We start from the raw sequence: 15,635 nt of genomic DNA on the forward strand, positions 1-15,635 counted from the left end.
TCTGCCCAAGCCATGCAACCTAAAGGAGAATTCGTCACGGTTGATTCAACTCAAAGCTAGACAAACCGACTCGCGCGGATTCAACTGACAGTGATTCGCGGGGATGCGGCACGTCTCCCGATCTACCACGGTAAAGTATCCGAAGGGGAACGGGCATGACGCGTGCCAACGCGAGCTGCGCAGCAGTGCGCACGGATTCGATTCTGGGTGTCGCAAGATCACTCACGCATCCGCTCTACCAGCGCTTCGAAAGCCTCGAACCGACTTTCCGCACCGTCATCCCAGGCCTGGTCGCCGTTTTCGTCATCCTGCTCGCGGTCGGCGCCGCGATCCAGACCGCGGCCATGCGCGAGGATGCCCTGCAGGACGCCGCCGGGGACATGGATCTGGTCTCCGCCCTGCTCGCCCGTGAAATCGACAACGCGACGCAGAAGGGCGTGGCGCCCGCGAGCGCGCTGACGATGCTGTCCTCGCGACATCTGGCAGCGCATGGGCGCATCGTTCACGTCAGCGCCGAGGATGGCCATGTCGTCGCGAGCGAACCGGCGATCGGCCAAACGCAGCGCACGCTCGTCGACTTCCTCGGCCCGACCCAGGCCCTGACCGCCTTCGGCGATCGCGCCGGCGTCATGCGGATCACGCTGCCCGGCGGAACGGAGGTCCTCGCCACCGTCCGCAACCTCGCCGCCCCCCTCGGCCAGGTCGCGGTGCTGCAGCCGGTCTCGCGCGCGCTCTCCACCTGGCAGCAGCGCCGCAGCGGCCTCGCACTACTCTTCGCCACGGCTGGCATCGTCCTGACCGCGATCACCATCGGCTTCGTCGTGCAATCGCGGCGGGCGCGCGCCGCCGACGAGGATTGCGATTGCGTCCGCGAGCGCATCGACACCGCGCTCAACCGCGGCCATTGCGGCCTGTGGGACTGGGACCTGGCGCGCGGACGGATCTACTGGTCGGATTCGATGTACGCCATGCTCGGCTACGACCGCGCCGGGCAGTACATGTCCTTCGGCGAGGTCAGCGGCTTCATCCACCGCGACGACGTCAATCTCTACGCTCTGGCCGACGCGATCAGCCGCGGCGAGGCCAGCCATCTCGACCAGGAGTTCCGGGTCCGCGACAGCGCCGGCAACTGGATCTGGCTGAAGGCCCGCGCCGAGTTGGTCACCGACCGCCGCACGCAGTCCCAGCATCTCGTCGGAATCGTCGTCGACATTTCCGAGCAGCGCCGCATGGCCGAGCGCACCGCCACCGCCGACGCCCGCCTGCGCGATGCCGTCGAAGCGATCTCGGAAGCCTTCGTGCTCTGGGATGCCGACAATCGCCTCGTGCTCTGCAACGCCAAGTACCAGCAGCTCCATCAGCTTCCGGCCGAGCTGGCCCAGGGCGGCGCCAGCCACAGCGAGATCATGGCGCACAGCGCCCAGCCGAACATCGACCGCGAGTCGATGCGCGCGCTGCGCAGCGTCGACGGGGCCTCCTCCCATGAGGCGCGCCTGTCGGATGGTCGCTGGCTGCAGATCAACGGCCGTCGCACCAAGGATGGCGGCTCGGTCTCGGTCGGCACCGACATCACCAAGCTGAAGCAGCAGGAAGAGCGGCTGACCCAATCAGAGCATCAGCTCCTGATGCATGTCACCGACCTGAAGGCCTCGCGTCAGAAGCTGGAAACGCAGGCGCAGCAGCTCGCCGACCTGGCCGAGCGCTATCTCGAGCAGAAGGCCGCGGCCGAAAGCGCCAACCGCGCCAAGTCCGAGTTCCTGGCCAATATGAGCCATGAGCTGCGCACGCCGCTGAACGCCATCATCGGCTTCTCGGAGATCATGCAGAACGGGCTGTTCGGGCCGCTCTGCGAGAAATACACCGACTATGTCCAGGACATCCGCTCCAGCGGCGGCTACCTGCTCGGGATCATCGACGACATCCTCAACATGTCGCGCCTCGAAGCCGGCAAGGTCCATCTGGAGAAGTCCGACGTCGCGCTCGGGCTGGTCATCGAAGAGGCGGTTCGCAAGTCTCAGGACGAGATCGACCGCAAGCGCCTCGCACTCACCATCGAGGGCGCCCGCAATGCACACCTCGAAGCCGACCCGCATGCGCTCTATCAGGTCCTCGACAACCTGCTCGACAACGCCGTCAAGTTCACGCCGGACGAAGGCCAGATCGCCATCCGCATCAAGCAGGTTCCGGGCGCGCTGAACATCTTCGTCGAGGATACCGGCATCGGCATCCCTCGCGAGAAGCTCGGTCGCATCGGCCGCCCCTTCGAGCAGGTCGAGGGCGATTTCACCCGCAGCTATCAGGGCTCCGGGCTGGGCCTCGCCATCGCCCGCTCCCTGACCGAGCTGCATGGCGGCTCACTGCGCCTGCGCTCCGCCATCGGCGCTGGCACCATCGTCATGGTCCATCTGCCGCTCGACGGCGGCGCCAGCAGGATCACGGCCCGGGCGGCGTGACGCCACCGCTCCGTCAGCCGGAGCGGGCGGCCCCCAGGATGCGGGTGAAGATGGCGCGCACGCCGGCGCGCACCTCGTCGAGCTCCGCCCTGAGCACCTTGGTATCCGGCCGTCCGACGGCCGTCGCGATCCGGTTCAGCACGCGCGCCGGCACGGCCGCAGGATCGAAGGCCTCATCCACGGTAAAGCGCTGCCAGAGCTGAACATCCCCGATCAGCCGCACCGCCTCCTCCAGCGCGGCCGCGTCAGCTGGCGCGAGCAACCCCGCCGCACGGGCAGCGACAAAGACCGAGGCCGTGTCAGGCACGAGCAGGCCGGGATGATCGCTGGAGTAAGCGAGCACGAAAAACTGGGCGAGAAAGTCGAGATCGGTCAGGCCGCCGAGCGCGAGCTTGAGGTCCCAGGCGTTCTTCTCGCCCTTCTCCTTCGCGATCAGGGCGCGCATCTGGGCGACCGCCGCCGCCACCTTGGCGGGATCGCGGCGCCGGGTCAGGATCGTACGGATCGAGGCTTCGACGCGCGTCCCCAACTCCGGATCGCCAGCGACGACCCGAGCGCGGGTCAGCGCCATCTCCTCCCAGATCTCGGCTTCGCCGGAATGATAGGCCTCGAAGCCGGCGAACTGGGTCGCGGCCGGGCTCTTGTTGCCGGAGGGCCGCAGCCGCATGTCGACCTGGTAGAGCGTGCCACGTCGCGTGGGCACGGTCAGCGCGGCGACGAGGCGCTGGGTGAAGCGGACATGCCAGGTCACCGGATCGAGGCTGCGGCGGCCATTGCTCGACTCGGCGTCCTCCGGCCGGTCATAGAGCAGCATCAGGTCGAGATCGGAGGACGGCGTCAGCTCGCCCGCCCCGAGCCGGCCGAGGCCGAGCACGACGCTCTGCGCGCCTTCGATGACGCCGTGATCGGCGATAAAGGCCTCGCGCGTATCGGCGAAGGCCACGCGGAGGCAGGCCTCCGCGACAGTGCAATAGGCCTGTGCCGCCGTCTGCGCTGGATAGACGCCCGAGAGCAGCCTGGCACCGACCAGGAAGTTCTCCTGCCGGGCCGCATCGCGCAGCCTGTCGAGTCCATCCTCGACGCTCGGCGGCGGCGAACCGACGAAGCTGCGGATACGACGTTCCAGCGCGTCGCAGTCCGGCGAGGCCTTGCCGAAAGCGGGATCGATCACGCCATCGAGGACATGGGGATGGAGCGCTGCAACCTTCGCCAGGCGCGGCGCGCTGCCGAGGATTTCGGCGAAGAGGGTCAGCAGTGAATCCTGCGAGCGCAGCAAGGTCAGCAGCTCGACCGCCGCGGGCATGCGCACGAAGGCATTGTCGAGATGGGCGAGCGCGCCGTCGGGATCGGCGGTGCGGCCGAGCGCGACGAGGAGCGCGGGCGTCAGCTCGGTCAGCACCTCGCGGGCACGGGCGCTGGTGACGGCGGCGCGACGGCCGAAATGCCAGCCGCGAACGGTTTCGGCGGCCGTCAGCGCATTGCGGAATCCGAGCTTCTGCAGCGTCTCCAGCGTCGCCGGATCGGGCTCCGAGCCGGTGAAGCTGAGCGTCCCGGCTTCGGCGGCCAGGCTCGGCCCCTCCTCGAAGAGCAGCGCGTAGTGGCCCTCGACGCGCCGGGCATGGAAGGTCAACGCCTTGCCGAAGGCAGCGGTCGAGGGATAGCCGCAGAAGCGGGCGAAGGCCTCGAGATCCCCCGCCTGCTTCGGCAAGGTCTGGGTCTGCTCATCGTCGCGCATCTGGAGCCGATGCTCGATGGTCCGCAGCCAGCGATAGGATTCGGCCAGCTCGTCGCGCGCTTGGGGCGTGATCCAGCCCTCGCTTGTCAGCTCGCCCAGCATCTCCAGCGTGCGGGGGCCGCGCAGGCTAGGCCGCCGTCCGCCGAAGACGAGCTGCTGCGTCTGCACGAAGAACTCGATCTCGCGGATGCCGCCGCGCCCGAGCTTCACATTATGGCCGGCGACCGCAATCGTCTCGTGGCCCTTCACCGTCTGGATCTGGCGCTTCATCGCGTGGATGTCGGCGATCGTCGCGAAGTCGAAGTACTTCCGCCAGATGAAGGGGGCGAGATCCCTTATGAAGCGCTGCCCGAGCGCGATGTCGCCGGCGACGGGACGCGCCTTGATCATCGCCGCCCGTTCCCAGTTCTGGCCGACGGTCTCGTAATAGGCGTAGGCGCTGGGCAGCGCGACGGCGACATGGGTCGAGGCCGGGTCGGGCCGCAGGCGCAGGTCGACGCGGAAGACATAGCCGTCCGGCGTGCGCTCCTGGATGATGCGCGCGATCTGCTGTGTCAGCTTGACGAAGAAGCTCGTCGGCTCGGCGACGCCTGCCGCCTCGGCCGCTTCCGGATCGAAGAAGACGACGATGTCGATGTCGGAGGAATAGTTCAGCTCGCCGGCGCCATGCTTGCCGAGCGCCAGCACGACGAGGCCCGAACCCTCCCCCGGATTGCCCGGATCGGCGAGACGAACGCGCCCAAGTTCGGCTGCCTGGCGCAGGACGTGCTCGGTTGCCAGCTTGACCGCCATGTCGGCTGTGGCCGTCAGCGCCGCTGTGACGGTCTCGACATTCCAGACGCCGCCGATATCCGCGAGCGCGATCAGCAGGGCCATCGCTCCGCGGAAGCGGCGAAGCAACCGCATCAGCTCGGCCGTCTCGGTGGCGGCTCTGCCCTGCTCTTCGATCTCGGCCAGCAGTGCGTCGCGATGCGCCTCCGGCGCGCTGGTCAGGCAGGTGAGCAGCAGGGCCGGATTCTGACGCATGATCTGCGTCAGGAACGGCGCATGCGCCACGACACCGGCAATGATATCGGCCGAACGAGGATGCGCTGCGAAGTGAGCGCCCAACGCCTGCGCCGCCTCATCATCATGCAGGCGCTCGATCAGATCGTGCGTCACGAGGGTCGCGGCCCGGGCCCGCGCCGGAAGCACCGGCGCCGCCTCCAACCTGTCACAGAGCAACCCGGCCATCGCGCATCCCCCGAGAGCCGCGCCGATCCGACTGCGCAGCAATCAGACCGGATCACGCGTTCCCTATCAATCGTTCAGAGGCGAATTGACCGATCGGCTTGGTTCAACCTGATCGGATCCGGCTCTAGCGGGATGGCAAGCCAGCAGGGTTTGATTGCCCTGTCGAGGCTGGAGCCTGTGACGAGGCCGAGGTGTCCACAGGCTTGGCTTCGGCCGGCCTGGCTGCGACGGCGCCGGGCGCGACGGATTCGGGCTCGACCACCGGCAGCGCAATGACAACGCGCAGGCCCGGGGCGTTGTCCTCCAGCCGCATCTGGCCGCCATGCAGCCGCACGACACCGGCAGCGAGCGACAGGCCGAGACCGAAGCCCGGCTTGCTGCGGCTGGCGTCGAGCCGGACGAAGCGGTCGAGCACGCGCTCCCTGTCCTGCTCAGGAATACCCTGGCCGTGATCGGCGACCGACAGCAGCACGTGGCCATCGGCTTCCGCGGCCGCCACCGTCACCCGCGCATCGTCGCCCTCGGCGGGCTGACCGTATTTGAGCGCATTGTCGATCAGGTTGGCGAGGGCCTGCCCGATCAGTTCGCGATTGCCCTCGATGCGCAGCCCCGGCGCGACCTCGGTGACCAGCATCAGGCCCGCCTCCTCGGCCAGCGGCTCGTAGAGCTCGGCCATGCCGGAGACGATCTCCGACAGGTCGAGCCGGTCCATGCTGTCCTGGATGCGGCCAGTCTCGAGCCGGGCGATCATCAGCAGCGCGTTGAAGACGCGGATCAGGTTGTCGGCCTCGTCGATCGCGCCGTCGAGCGCGGTGCGCAGTTCGTCCGGGGTTGTCGCCGTCCGCAAAGCCTCCTCGGCCCGGTTGCGCAGCCGCGTCAGCGGAGTCTTGAGGTCGTGGGCGATGTTGTCCGAGACCTGCTGCATGCCGGCCATCAGCTCGCCGATCCGCTCCAGCATCGCGTTGAGGTTGAGCGCCAGCCGGTCGAGCTCGTCACCGGTCCCAGCGATGGCGAGCCTGCCCTTGAGATCGCCGGCCATGATCGACTGTGCCGTGCCGGTCATGTCATCGATGCGCTTCAGCACGCGCCGCGCCACGAACCAGCTCGCGAAGCAGCCGAGCACGAAGACAAGCAGCAGCGACCAGCCCGCTGCGCGGCGGATCACGATGCCGAGCCGCTCGCGCTCCTCGACATCGCGGCCGACCAGCAGGCGAAACCCGCCGGGCAGCATGAAGACACGCACGATCGCGCGGCTCGGCGTGTCCACCGCCTCGCTGGAGCGGGCATATTCGATCTCGGTCTCGCCGGGGCGATCGAGCGTGCCTGGCGGCAGCGCCTCGACATTGCCGACGATGCGCTCGCCGACCGGGGTGGTGACGAGATAGAGCGAGGCACCGGGCGCCCGCGAGCGCCGCTCGATGATGCTGACGAGCCGCCGGATGCCGCCGAGACGTTGCTGCTCGGCCAGCCCCTGGATCTCGGCATCGATGGTCGAGCGGATCTGGTCGTCGAGCAGGCGCTGGGCGTTCCAGGCGACATAACCCAGCACCAGCCCGGCGAAGAGCGCAAACAAGACGAGGTAGACCGCCGTCAGCTTGAAGGCGGTCGTCCGGAACAGGTTCGGCAGGAGGCGCTGCGCCTGTCGCGATGCCGTGGCAGCGCCCCCGGCCGCGGGGTCAGCGTGCGGTGTCACGGACCATGTATCCCGCGCCGCGGATGGTATGGATCATCGGATGCTCGAAGCCCTTGTCGACCTTGGCGCGCAGGCGGCTGACATGCACGTCGATCACGTTGGTCTGCGGATCGAAATGATAGTCCCAGACGTTCTCCAGCAGCATCGTGCGCGTCACCACCTGGCCGGCATGCTTCATCAGGTATTCGAGCAGGCGGAACTCGCGCGGCTGAAGCAGGATCTCGCTGCCACCCCGCGTCACGCGATGGGCCAGGCGGTCGAGTTCGAGCTCGCCGACGCGATAGGTCGTGGGCTCGGAGGCCGGCGCACCCCGGCGGCGGGCCAGGACCTCCACCCGGGCGAGGAGCTCGGAAAAGGCATAGGGCTTGGGCAGATAGTCGTCGCCGCCGGCGCGCAGGCCCTTCACGCGGTCGTCGACCTGAGCCAGGGCGGAGAGGATCAGGGCCGGCGTCGCATCCTTCTGCTCGCGCAACGAGCGGATCAGCGAGAGGCCATCGAGCCGCGGCAGCATGCGATCGACGACGAGCACGTCGTAGCCCCCGCCTTCGGCCATCGCATAACCCTCGAGCCCATCCCCGGCATGGTCGGCGACATGGCCGGCCTCGCGAAAGGCCTTGGTCAGATAGGCCGCAGCCTCGGCATCATCTTCGACGATCAGGAGTCGCATGGCCTAACTCTAGAGCACGCGCCGATCGGATTGCAGAGTAATCTGATCGGATCACGCGTTCTCTATCCTCAGTTGGGAGACGGCATCGCCGATCAGGTTGATTCAACCTGATCGGATCCGGCTCCAGCCCAGAAAACGCAAAACGGCAGGCCGGAGGATACGCATCCGGCCTGCCGCGGTGAAGGCTGCTCTCCCGGCGGGGGGCGACAGGCTGCCAGGAGACACGAGCCTTGCCTCTGCACGACGCCTATCCAAAAGGGACAGGCGTCGTGTTGAAGGAGGTCGAGATCAGGCAGCCGGCTGGCGGCCGACCTCGAAGCTGATGTCGCGCTCCTTGCCATCGCGCCAGATCGTGATCTTGGCCTTCGAGCCCGGCGCATACTTGGCGATCTTGCGCGAGAGGTCGCGGGCGTCCTTGATCTGCTCGCCGTCGACCGAGATGATCGTGTCGCCGCGCTTGATGCCAGCCTTGGCGGCGGGGCCATCCTTCTCGGCGGCGGCGACCAGGGCGCCATGGGCGTCCTTGAGACCGATCGCGTCGGCAACTTCGCCGGTCACCGGCTGGATCTGCACGCCGATGAAGCCGCGCGAGACCTTGCCGTCCTTCTTGAGGGCTGCGACGACCTGCTCGACGGTCGCGGCGGGAACCGCGAAGGCGATGCCGACATTGCCGCCAGACGGCGAGTAGATCGCGGTGTTGACGCCGACGACCTCACCCTTCTGGTTGAAGGTCGGACCACCCGAATTGCCACGGTTCACGGCAGCGTCGATCTGCAGAAAGTCGTCATAGGGACCCGAGCCGATGTCGCGGCCCTGGGCCGAGACGATACCGGCCGTGACCGTGCCGCCGAGACCGAAGGGGTTGCCGACGGCCAGGACCCAGTCGCCGATGCGCGGCTTGCCGGAGGCCAGCTGCACGAAGGGGTAGCTGCCGCTCTCGGTGACCTTGAGCAGGGCCAGATCGGTGCGCGGATCGGTGCCGATGACCTTGGCGTTCAGCGTCTTGCCGTCATCGGTGACGAGCTGGACCTCGGACGCCTTTTCAACGACGTGGTTGTTGGTCACGACATAGCCGTCCTGGCTGACGAAGAAGCCCGAACCCTGGGACATGGCCTGGGGAGCCCGCGGGCGTTCCGGACGCATGCCGCGCTGCTGACCCTGCTGGTTCTCGAAGAAGCGGCGCAGGCCGGGCGGGAGATCGTCCAGGCTGCCCTGGTCGTCGTCCATCTCGCCGGCGACCTTCTGCTTGACGCGGACGGAGACGACGGCGGGCTTCACCTTCTCGACCATGTCGGCGAAGGAGGGAAGATTGGTCTGGACGCCCGAGAGCTGGATCGGCTGGGCGAATGCGGGATGGTCGAACTTCAGCGCGCCATCGGCGAGGCCGGCGGCGAGGCCGATGCCAAGGGTCGCCGCGCCGGCGAGCAGTGCGCCGCGCTTCAGGATGGACCGCGAAGGGGTATTGCTGGTCGTCATGGTGCTAAACCTCGAAACGATCGGCAGGGCCTTCCCTGCTCGTGACGAGGACCATGACGGCCGGCGCGTTACGCCGCCTTCGCCCAAAGATGACGATTTCGTAAGGTATCGATTTGTTTCTGAGCGCGGCCGAGACGGGTCAGGGAGCGTCGTCGCCGAGCAAGCGCTCGACCCGGCGGCGCTCTTCGTCGGAGAGCGGGGCCGCGCTCGTGGGCGCCGCCATCGCCCTGCCCCGCCGCCACATGAAGCCGAGCGCCGCCAGCAGGATCAGGAAGGGCGCGGCCCAGAGCAGCGCCGTCCGGAGGTCGAACGGAGGCCGCAGCAGGACGAAGTCGCCATAGCGCGCCACGACGAATTCGCGCACCGCGCGGTCGCTGTCGCCGGCGACGAGCCGCTCGCGGACGAGCACGCGCAGGTCCTTGGCCAGGGGCGCATCGGAATCGTCGATCGACTGGTTCTGGCAGACCAGGCAACGCAGTTCCGAAGAGATCGCGCGGGCGCGCTGCTCCAGCGCGGCGTCAGGCAGGATCTCGCCGGGCTGGACGGCAAAAGCCGGCCCCGCCGTGGCGAAACCGAGCAGGAGGGCGAGGGCAAGGCGAGGCCTGGATGCGGGTCGCATCGCATTCACTCCGCCGGCTGCACGGCTGCGGGCTGCGGTGCAGCGCGCTTCGGTGCGGCCAGCCGGAAACGCCGGTCGGTCAGCGAGAGCGCACCACCAAAGGCCATCACGATCGAGCCGATCCAGATCAGCAGGATCAGCGGCTTGTCGTAGAGCCTGACCGCGATCGCGCCGTCGCCCTGCGGCTCGCCCAACGCGACATAGGCCTGGCTCAGACCGTCCGAGCGGATGCCGGCCTCCGTCGTCGGCATGGAGCGGGCGGTGTAGATGCGCTTGGCAGCTTCGACCGGGCCAAGCTCGCGATTGCCGGAGAAGAGCTGGAAGCGCGCCACCTCCGCGCGAAAATTCGGTCCACTGCGCGGCAGAACCGATTCCAGCACGACCGTGTAGCGGCCGCTGGTCAGGCGCTCGCCCGGCTTGAGCACGCCGATCGCCTCCGTGCTCCAGGCGGCGGCCGCGATGCCGATCACGCTCAGGCCGACACCGGCATGGGCGAAGGCAGTACCCCAGGCCGATCGCGGCAGGCCCTTGGCGCGCGACAGCACGGCCGGCCAGCCGCTGGCGCGGGAAACGATCCGCTCGCCCAGATCGACGATCGCGCTGAGGACAAGGAAGGCGCCAAGGCCGATCCCCAGCGGTGCCAGGACCGGGCCGCCACGCGTCATGGCGATCAACCCGAGCGCGACGACGAGAGCGAGGCCGAAGGCGGCGGCATTGCGCTGCGCCGCACCGAGCAGGTCTCCACGCTTCCAGGCCAGCGACTGGCCGAGCGGCAGGATCAGCAGCAGCGGCACAAGCAGGGGAACGAAGGTCGCGTTGAAGAACGGCGGGCCGACAGAAATCTTGTCGCCGGTCAGCATCTCCAGCACCAGCGGATAGAGCGTGCCGATGAAGACGGTGGCGCAGGCCGTGGCGATGAAGACGTTGTTGACGACGAGCGCGCCCTCCCGCGACACCGGCGCGAACAGGCCGCCCTGCCGCAGCAGCGGCGCGCGCCAGGCAAACAGCGCCAGCGAGCCACCGACGAAGAAGATCAGGATGAAGAGGATGAAGAGCCCGCGCGCCGGGTCGGTGGCGAAGGAGTGCACCGAGGTCAGCACGCCCGAGCGGACGATGAAGGTGCCGAGCAGCGACAGGGAGAAGGTCAGGATCGCGAGCAGGATCGTCCAGACCTTGAGGGCGTCGCGCTTCTCCATCACCACTGTCGAATGGATCAGCGCGGTGCCCGCGAGCCAGGGCATCAGCGAGGCATTCTCGACCGGATCCCAGAACCACCAGCCGCCCCAGCCCAACTCGTAATAGGCCCAATAGGAGCCCATCGCGATGCCGAGCGTCAGAAACACCCAGGCGAGCAGTGTCCAGGGCCGGACGGCACGGGCCCAGACCGCATCGATGCGCCCGTCGATCAGCGCCGCGACCGCAAAGGCATAGGTGATCGAGAAGCCGACATAGCCGACATAGAGCAGTGGCGGATGGATCGCGAGACCGAGGTCCTGCAGGATCGGGTTGAGATCCTGCCCGTCGGGCGGAGCTGGCAGCATCCGTCGGAACGGGTTCGAGGTCAGCAGGGTGAAGGCCAGGAAGGCGACCGTGACCATGCCCTGGGCCGCCAGCGTCCCGGCCCGCAGCCGCAGCGGCAGGGACCGGCGCGACAAGGCGACCAGAGCGCCGAACAGCGTCAGGATCAGCACCCAGAGCAGCATGGAGCCTTCGTGATTGCCCCAGACAGAGGTGAACTTGTAGATCAGCGGCTGCGTCGAATGCGAATTCGCGACGACATTCTCGACCGAGAAGTCGGAGCGCACATAAGAGGCGACCAGCGCGGCGAAGGATAATGCGACCAGCAGGAAGCAGGTGATCGCCGCCGCCGAGCCGACACCGGCAAGAGCCCTGTCATGACGCGCCACGCCCCAGAGCGGCACGAGCGCCTGAACCACGGCGACGCCGAGCGCCAGGGCCAGCGCGAAATGGCCGATTTCGACGATCATGCGCGCCTCACGGCTTGGCCTGCGGCGCCGCGCTGGCCGGCGACGCTTGCGTGTCGGTGCCGGGCTGCCAATGCCCCTGCTTCTTCAGCGCATCGGCGACTTCGCGCGGCATGTAGGTCTCGTCATGCTTGGCCAGGACGGAATCGGCGCGGAATTGCCCGCCCCCCTGGAAGACGCCTTCGGTGACGACGCCCTGCCCCTCGCGGAAGAGGTCCGGCAGCAGCCCGTCATAGGTCACCTTGATCGCGGTTCGGCTGTCGGTGACGGCAAAGACGACGCGCTGGCCCGGCCCACGCACCACCGAGCCGGCCTCTACCAACCCACCGACACGCATGCGCGTACCCGGAGCGACGCCCTTTTCCGTGATCTCGGTGGGACCGTAGAAGAACACGATCGTATCGCGCAACGCGAACAGGACGAGCCCGGCGGCGATGCAGAGAACGGCGCCGGCCGAGCCGATCAGCACGAGCCGCCGCTGCTTGCGCGACGAGCGCCGCCTGATGGCGGCCGGGCGTGGTTGCTCGGCAGCCGTCATGGCGCCGTCTCCTTCAGCGAGAGTTCGCTTTCGAGCGCATCGAGCTTGGCGGGTGCCTCGGCGTCCTGGGCCAGGCGCTCTCGCGCCGTCGCAAGTGCGCCCCGCGCCGCCGCCTTGTCACCGAGGACGGCCTGCGAACGGATGAGCCGCGTCCATTCCGGCAAGGTGCCGCCGCCAGCCTTGAGACGCTCGGCCAGGCCATCGACCATGGCGCGGATCGCTGCCTGCCGATCGGCGGCAGGCAGGGCCGCGATGGCGCTGCCGGCGGATTCGGCCCCCAACCGCTCGAGCCGCTGGCGAACAGCCTGCGCCCAGGGCGCATCTGCCTCGGCATCTGCGAGCAGTGCGCGGAGAGCCGCGATGGCCCCTTCCATGTCGCCGTCCTGCTCCTTGCCGATGGCGAGGAAAAAGCGGGCACGGGGATTCTTCGGATCGAGCCGAAGCGCTTCGACCATGCTTTCGCGAGCAGCGGCGGTCACGACGCCGCCGGCCGCCAGCGTGAGGGCTTCGCCCAGACCGGCATGCATTTCGGGTTTCGCTTCGCCATGACGGATCGCCGAGGCGAAGGCCGTCGCGGCATCGTCGTAGCGGCCCTGGCGCATGTAGACCGGCGCGATGACGGACCAGCCTTTCGCATCCGATGGATTGTTGGCGAGATGCGTCTCGATCCGCGACAGCGCCAGCGCGAAATCCTGGCGCGAGGAATCGGCCTGAAGCCGTGCGGCAAGGGGCTGATCGGGATTGCCCGGCGAGCCATAGGCGCCATAGACCAGGAGCGCGAGCAGCGGCACGCAGGACAGCGCCAGCGCGGAACTCGCCCGGCGTCGGCGCAGCGACGATTCCGTCTCGCCGGCCGGACCGGCCTCGTTGCCGGATGCACGCAGCAGGCGTCGCGCCGCTTCCGCGCGCGCAGCCTCCGCCTCTGCCGGCCCGATCAGCTTGCGCGCAACATCGCGCTCGATCTCGCCGAGCTGGGCGCGATAGAGGTTGGTCGCATCCGCCGTGTCGGCGAAAGCCGCCACCCGGCCATGGCTGAGCGGCCAGAGCAGGGCGAAAATCGCCGCCCCCGTCATGAGCGCGAAGATGATCCAGATCAGCATGCGATGCTCTTAGCCAAAATCAGGCTCGGCATCATGTCAGAAGATGGCGACAAAGGGTCACGCAGCGGTGATCGGCTCAGACGGAGGGCAGCGCGAGACGGGCGCGCAGGCCGCCGAGAGGCGAGCGCTGCAGCGACAGTTCGCCACCGTAGAGCTTGGCCAGATCGACCACGATCGAAAGCCCCAGGCCCGAACCCGGTGTCGCCTCGTCGAGGCGCCTGCCGCGTTTCACGACGTCCATCATGGCGTCATCGGGCAAGCCCGGACCGTCATCGTCGATCAGCAGGGCGATCCGGCCGGGCCCATCATCGTCCTGCTTGTCCAGCGAGACCTCGACCGTGGACTCGGCCCATTTGAAGGCATTGTCGAGGAGATTGCCGAGCATCTCCTCGAAATCCTGCTTCTCGCCCCTGAAGCGGGCCCGCGCCGACACCGTATGGCTGCCGGAGATGCCCTTGCCCTGCGAGATCTTGGAGAAGGTGCGGATCAGGGCATCAAGCGAAGGCGCAATCTCGGTGACGCCGCCCAACGCACCGGAGAGCGCGGCCGCCCGGGCGCGATCGAGATAGTATTGGACCTGATCGCGCATGATCGCGGCCTGCGCCTTGACCGTCTGAGGCAATTGCCCGTCGCCCGCCTCAGCTTCGTTCAGCAACACGCTGAGCGGGGTCTTGAGGGCATGGGCCAGGTTGCCGACCTGGGTGCGGGCGCGGTCGAGAATCTCGTGATTGGCGTCGATGAGCTGGTTGAGCTCGCCGGCAAGCGGCGCGAGATCGGGCGGATAGCGGCCGACGATGCGCGGCGTCTCGCCGGTGCGCACCATGCCGACGGCCGCCCCCAGGCGGACAAGGGGGCGCAATCCGAAGCGCACCTGGATGATGGTTGAGGCGACCAGTGCCAGGCCGAGCAGGAGGAAGGTCATCGTCAGCGCCAGCCGGAAGTCGCGGATGTCGGCATCGATCTCGTCTGACGGGGCCGCGACCGCAACCGAGAAACGCCCGTCCTCCCCGACATCGATCTCGCGCTCGAGGATTCGCAGCGAACGGTCATCGGGCCCGGAGATGTAGCTTTCGCGCAGGCCTCGCGCATTCGGCGCGATCGGCTGGTCGAGCAGCTTGGGCAACTGACCGCCGACGAGGGAGCGCGAGGCGCGAATGGTCGGCCGCTCGCCGTCGAGCCGGATGATCTGCCAATACCAGCCCGACAGCGGCAGGTCGAAACGCGGCTCGCCGAGATCGCCGATCGCCTGCCGCTCTGTCTCCGGCGGGGCTGCGAGGTCGGCGATGAGTTCCTTAATGTAGACGCTGAGGCGCTCGTCGAAGCCGCGCTCGGCCGAACGGCGGTAGAAGGTGGTCAGGCCGAAACCTGCCAAAACGAGCACCAGGGCGCAGCAAATCGCCGCCGAGAGGAACAGCCGCGCGCCGAGCGAGTAGCGATGCGACCTGAATGGCATGTCCCGGCGTCAGACCTTCTCGGGCGCGGCTGCGATGTAGCCGAGGCCGCGGACGGTCTCGATGATCTCGACACCGAGCTTCTTGCGCAGGCGACCGACAAAGACCTCGATCGTGTTGGAATCGCGATCGAAGTCCTGGTCGTAGAGGTGTTCGACCAGCTCCGTGCGCGAGACGACGCGGCCCTGATGGTGCATCAGATAGGCCAGCAGGCGGTATTCGTGCGAAGTCAGCTTGATCGGGTTGCCGTCGACGACGACGCGGCTCGCACGCGTATCGAGCCGGACTGGCCCGCAGACGAGCTCGGATGTGGCGTGGCCGGCGGCGCGGCGCAAGAGCGCCCGCACGCGCGCCAGCAGCTCCTCGACATGGAAGGGCTTGGTGACGTAGTCGTCGGCGCCGGCATCGAAGCCCCCGACCTTGTCGCTCCAGCGGTCGCGCGCGGTGAGAATCAGGACCGGCATGGTCTTGCCGGCGCGACGCCAGCCCTGGAGCACGGCGACGCCATCGACCTTCGGCAGGCCGAGATCGAGAATCACGGCGTCATAAGGCTCGGTCTCGCCGAGATAGAGCCCTTCCTCGCCATCGAAGGCCTTGTCGACGGCATAGCCGGCATTCTCCAGAGCGGTGACGATCTGGCGGTTGAGGTCCTTGTCGTCCTCGACGACGAGCAGTCTCACAGTGG

At 68.0% G+C, this 15,635-nt stretch carries 11 protein-coding genes; 1 reads left to right on the forward strand and 10 read right to left on the reverse strand.

Annotation, left to right across the window (positions count from 1 at the left end; translation table 11 throughout):
* Window positions 1-155: 155 nt before the first annotated feature.
* Complete coding sequence (locus VGN82_RS18100; protein WP_327528430.1) at window positions 156-2,453, forward strand: sensor histidine kinase; 2,298 nt, start codon at window positions 156-158, stop codon at window positions 2,451-2,453.
* A gap of 13 nt (window positions 2,454-2,466) precedes the next feature.
* Here VGN82_RS18100 and VGN82_RS18105 read toward each other — a convergent pair whose 3' ends face one another.
* The 10 genes from VGN82_RS18105 to VGN82_RS18150 form a co-directional block, all read right to left on the reverse strand.
* Complete coding sequence (locus tag VGN82_RS18105) at window positions 2,467-5,421, reverse strand: bifunctional [glutamine synthetase] adenylyltransferase/[glutamine synthetase]-adenylyl-L-tyrosine phosphorylase (RefSeq protein WP_327528431.1); 2,955 nt, start codon at window positions 5,419-5,421, stop codon at window positions 2,467-2,469.
* Between the two features lie 124 nt (window positions 5,422-5,545).
* A complete protein-coding gene (locus VGN82_RS18110; protein ID WP_327529176.1) occupies window positions 5,546-7,048 on the reverse strand; it encodes a HAMP domain-containing sensor histidine kinase in 1,503 nt (500 codons plus the stop codon).
* A 49-nt stretch (window positions 7,049-7,097) separates the two neighbouring features.
* On the reverse strand, window positions 7,098-7,781 hold the full coding sequence (locus VGN82_RS18115; RefSeq protein ID WP_327528432.1) for a response regulator transcription factor: 684 nt from the start codon (window positions 7,779-7,781) through the stop codon (window positions 7,098-7,100).
* Between the two features lie 288 nt (window positions 7,782-8,069).
* Window positions 8,070-9,257 (reverse strand): Do family serine endopeptidase, encoded by a 1,188-nt coding sequence (locus VGN82_RS18120; RefSeq protein ID WP_327528433.1) that lies wholly within the window; start codon window positions 9,255-9,257, stop codon window positions 8,070-8,072.
* Window positions 9,258-9,396: 139 nt separating this feature from the next.
* Window positions 9,397-9,876, reverse strand: coding sequence for a cytochrome c-type biogenesis protein (locus tag VGN82_RS18125; RefSeq protein ID WP_327528434.1), 480 nt, complete (start codon window positions 9,874-9,876; stop codon window positions 9,397-9,399).
* Between the two features lie 5 nt (window positions 9,877-9,881).
* Window positions 9,882-11,864: a heme lyase CcmF/NrfE family subunit gene (locus tag VGN82_RS18130; RefSeq protein ID WP_327528435.1), complete on the reverse strand. Its 1,983-nt coding sequence runs from the start codon at window positions 11,862-11,864 to the stop codon at window positions 9,882-9,884.
* Between the two features lie 7 nt (window positions 11,865-11,871).
* Window positions 11,872-12,399 (reverse strand): cytochrome c maturation protein CcmE, encoded by a 528-nt coding sequence (gene ccmE, locus VGN82_RS18135; RefSeq protein ID WP_327528436.1) that lies wholly within the window; start codon window positions 12,397-12,399, stop codon window positions 11,872-11,874.
* Window positions 12,396-13,499: a c-type cytochrome biogenesis protein CcmI gene (ccmI, locus tag VGN82_RS18140; RefSeq protein WP_327528437.1), complete on the reverse strand. Its 1,104-nt coding sequence runs from the start codon at window positions 13,497-13,499 to the stop codon at window positions 12,396-12,398. The genes ccmE and ccmI overlap by 4 nt, the downstream gene beginning before the upstream one ends.
* 76 nt (window positions 13,500-13,575) lie before the next feature.
* Window positions 13,576-14,952, reverse strand: a complete 1,377-nt coding sequence (locus VGN82_RS18145) for a sensor histidine kinase (RefSeq protein ID WP_327528438.1) — start codon at window positions 14,950-14,952, stop codon at window positions 13,576-13,578.
* A gap of 9 nt (window positions 14,953-14,961) precedes the next feature.
* Window positions 14,962-15,630, reverse strand: coding sequence for a response regulator transcription factor (locus tag VGN82_RS18150; RefSeq protein WP_327528439.1), 669 nt, complete (start codon window positions 15,628-15,630; stop codon window positions 14,962-14,964).
* Window positions 15,631-15,635 lie beyond the last annotated feature (5 nt).

Source organism: Allobosea sp., from assembly GCF_035999205.1.
Classification (GTDB): Bacteria; Pseudomonadota; Alphaproteobacteria; order Rhizobiales; family Beijerinckiaceae; genus Allobosea.

Coding starts and splice junctions, on each gene's coding strand:
- VGN82_RS18100 (WP_327528430.1), top strand. CDS start 156: ATGACGCGTGCCAACGCGAGCTGCGCAGCAGTGCGCACGGATTCGATT.
- VGN82_RS18105 (WP_327528431.1), bottom strand. CDS start 5,421: ATGGCCGGGTTGCTCTGTGACAGGTTGGAGGCGGCGCCGGTGCTTCCG.
- VGN82_RS18115 (WP_327528432.1), bottom strand. CDS start 7,781: ATGCGACTCCTGATCGTCGAAGATGATGCCGAGGCTGCGGCCTATCTG.
- VGN82_RS18120 (WP_327528433.1), bottom strand. CDS start 9,257: ATGACGACCAGCAATACCCCTTCGCGGTCCATCCTGAAGCGCGGCGCA.
- VGN82_RS18125 (WP_327528434.1), bottom strand. CDS start 9,876: ATGCGACCCGCATCCAGGCCTCGCCTTGCCCTCGCCCTCCTGCTCGGT.
- VGN82_RS18130 (WP_327528435.1), bottom strand. CDS start 11,864: ATGATCGTCGAAATCGGCCATTTCGCGCTGGCCCTGGCGCTCGGCGTC.
- ccmE (WP_327528436.1), bottom strand. CDS start 12,399: ATGACGGCTGCCGAGCAACCACGCCCGGCCGCCATCAGGCGGCGCTCG.
- ccmI (WP_327528437.1), bottom strand. CDS start 13,499: ATGCTGATCTGGATCATCTTCGCGCTCATGACGGGGGCGGCGATTTTC.
- VGN82_RS18145 (WP_327528438.1), bottom strand. CDS start 14,952: ATGCCATTCAGGTCGCATCGCTACTCGCTCGGCGCGCGGCTGTTCCTC.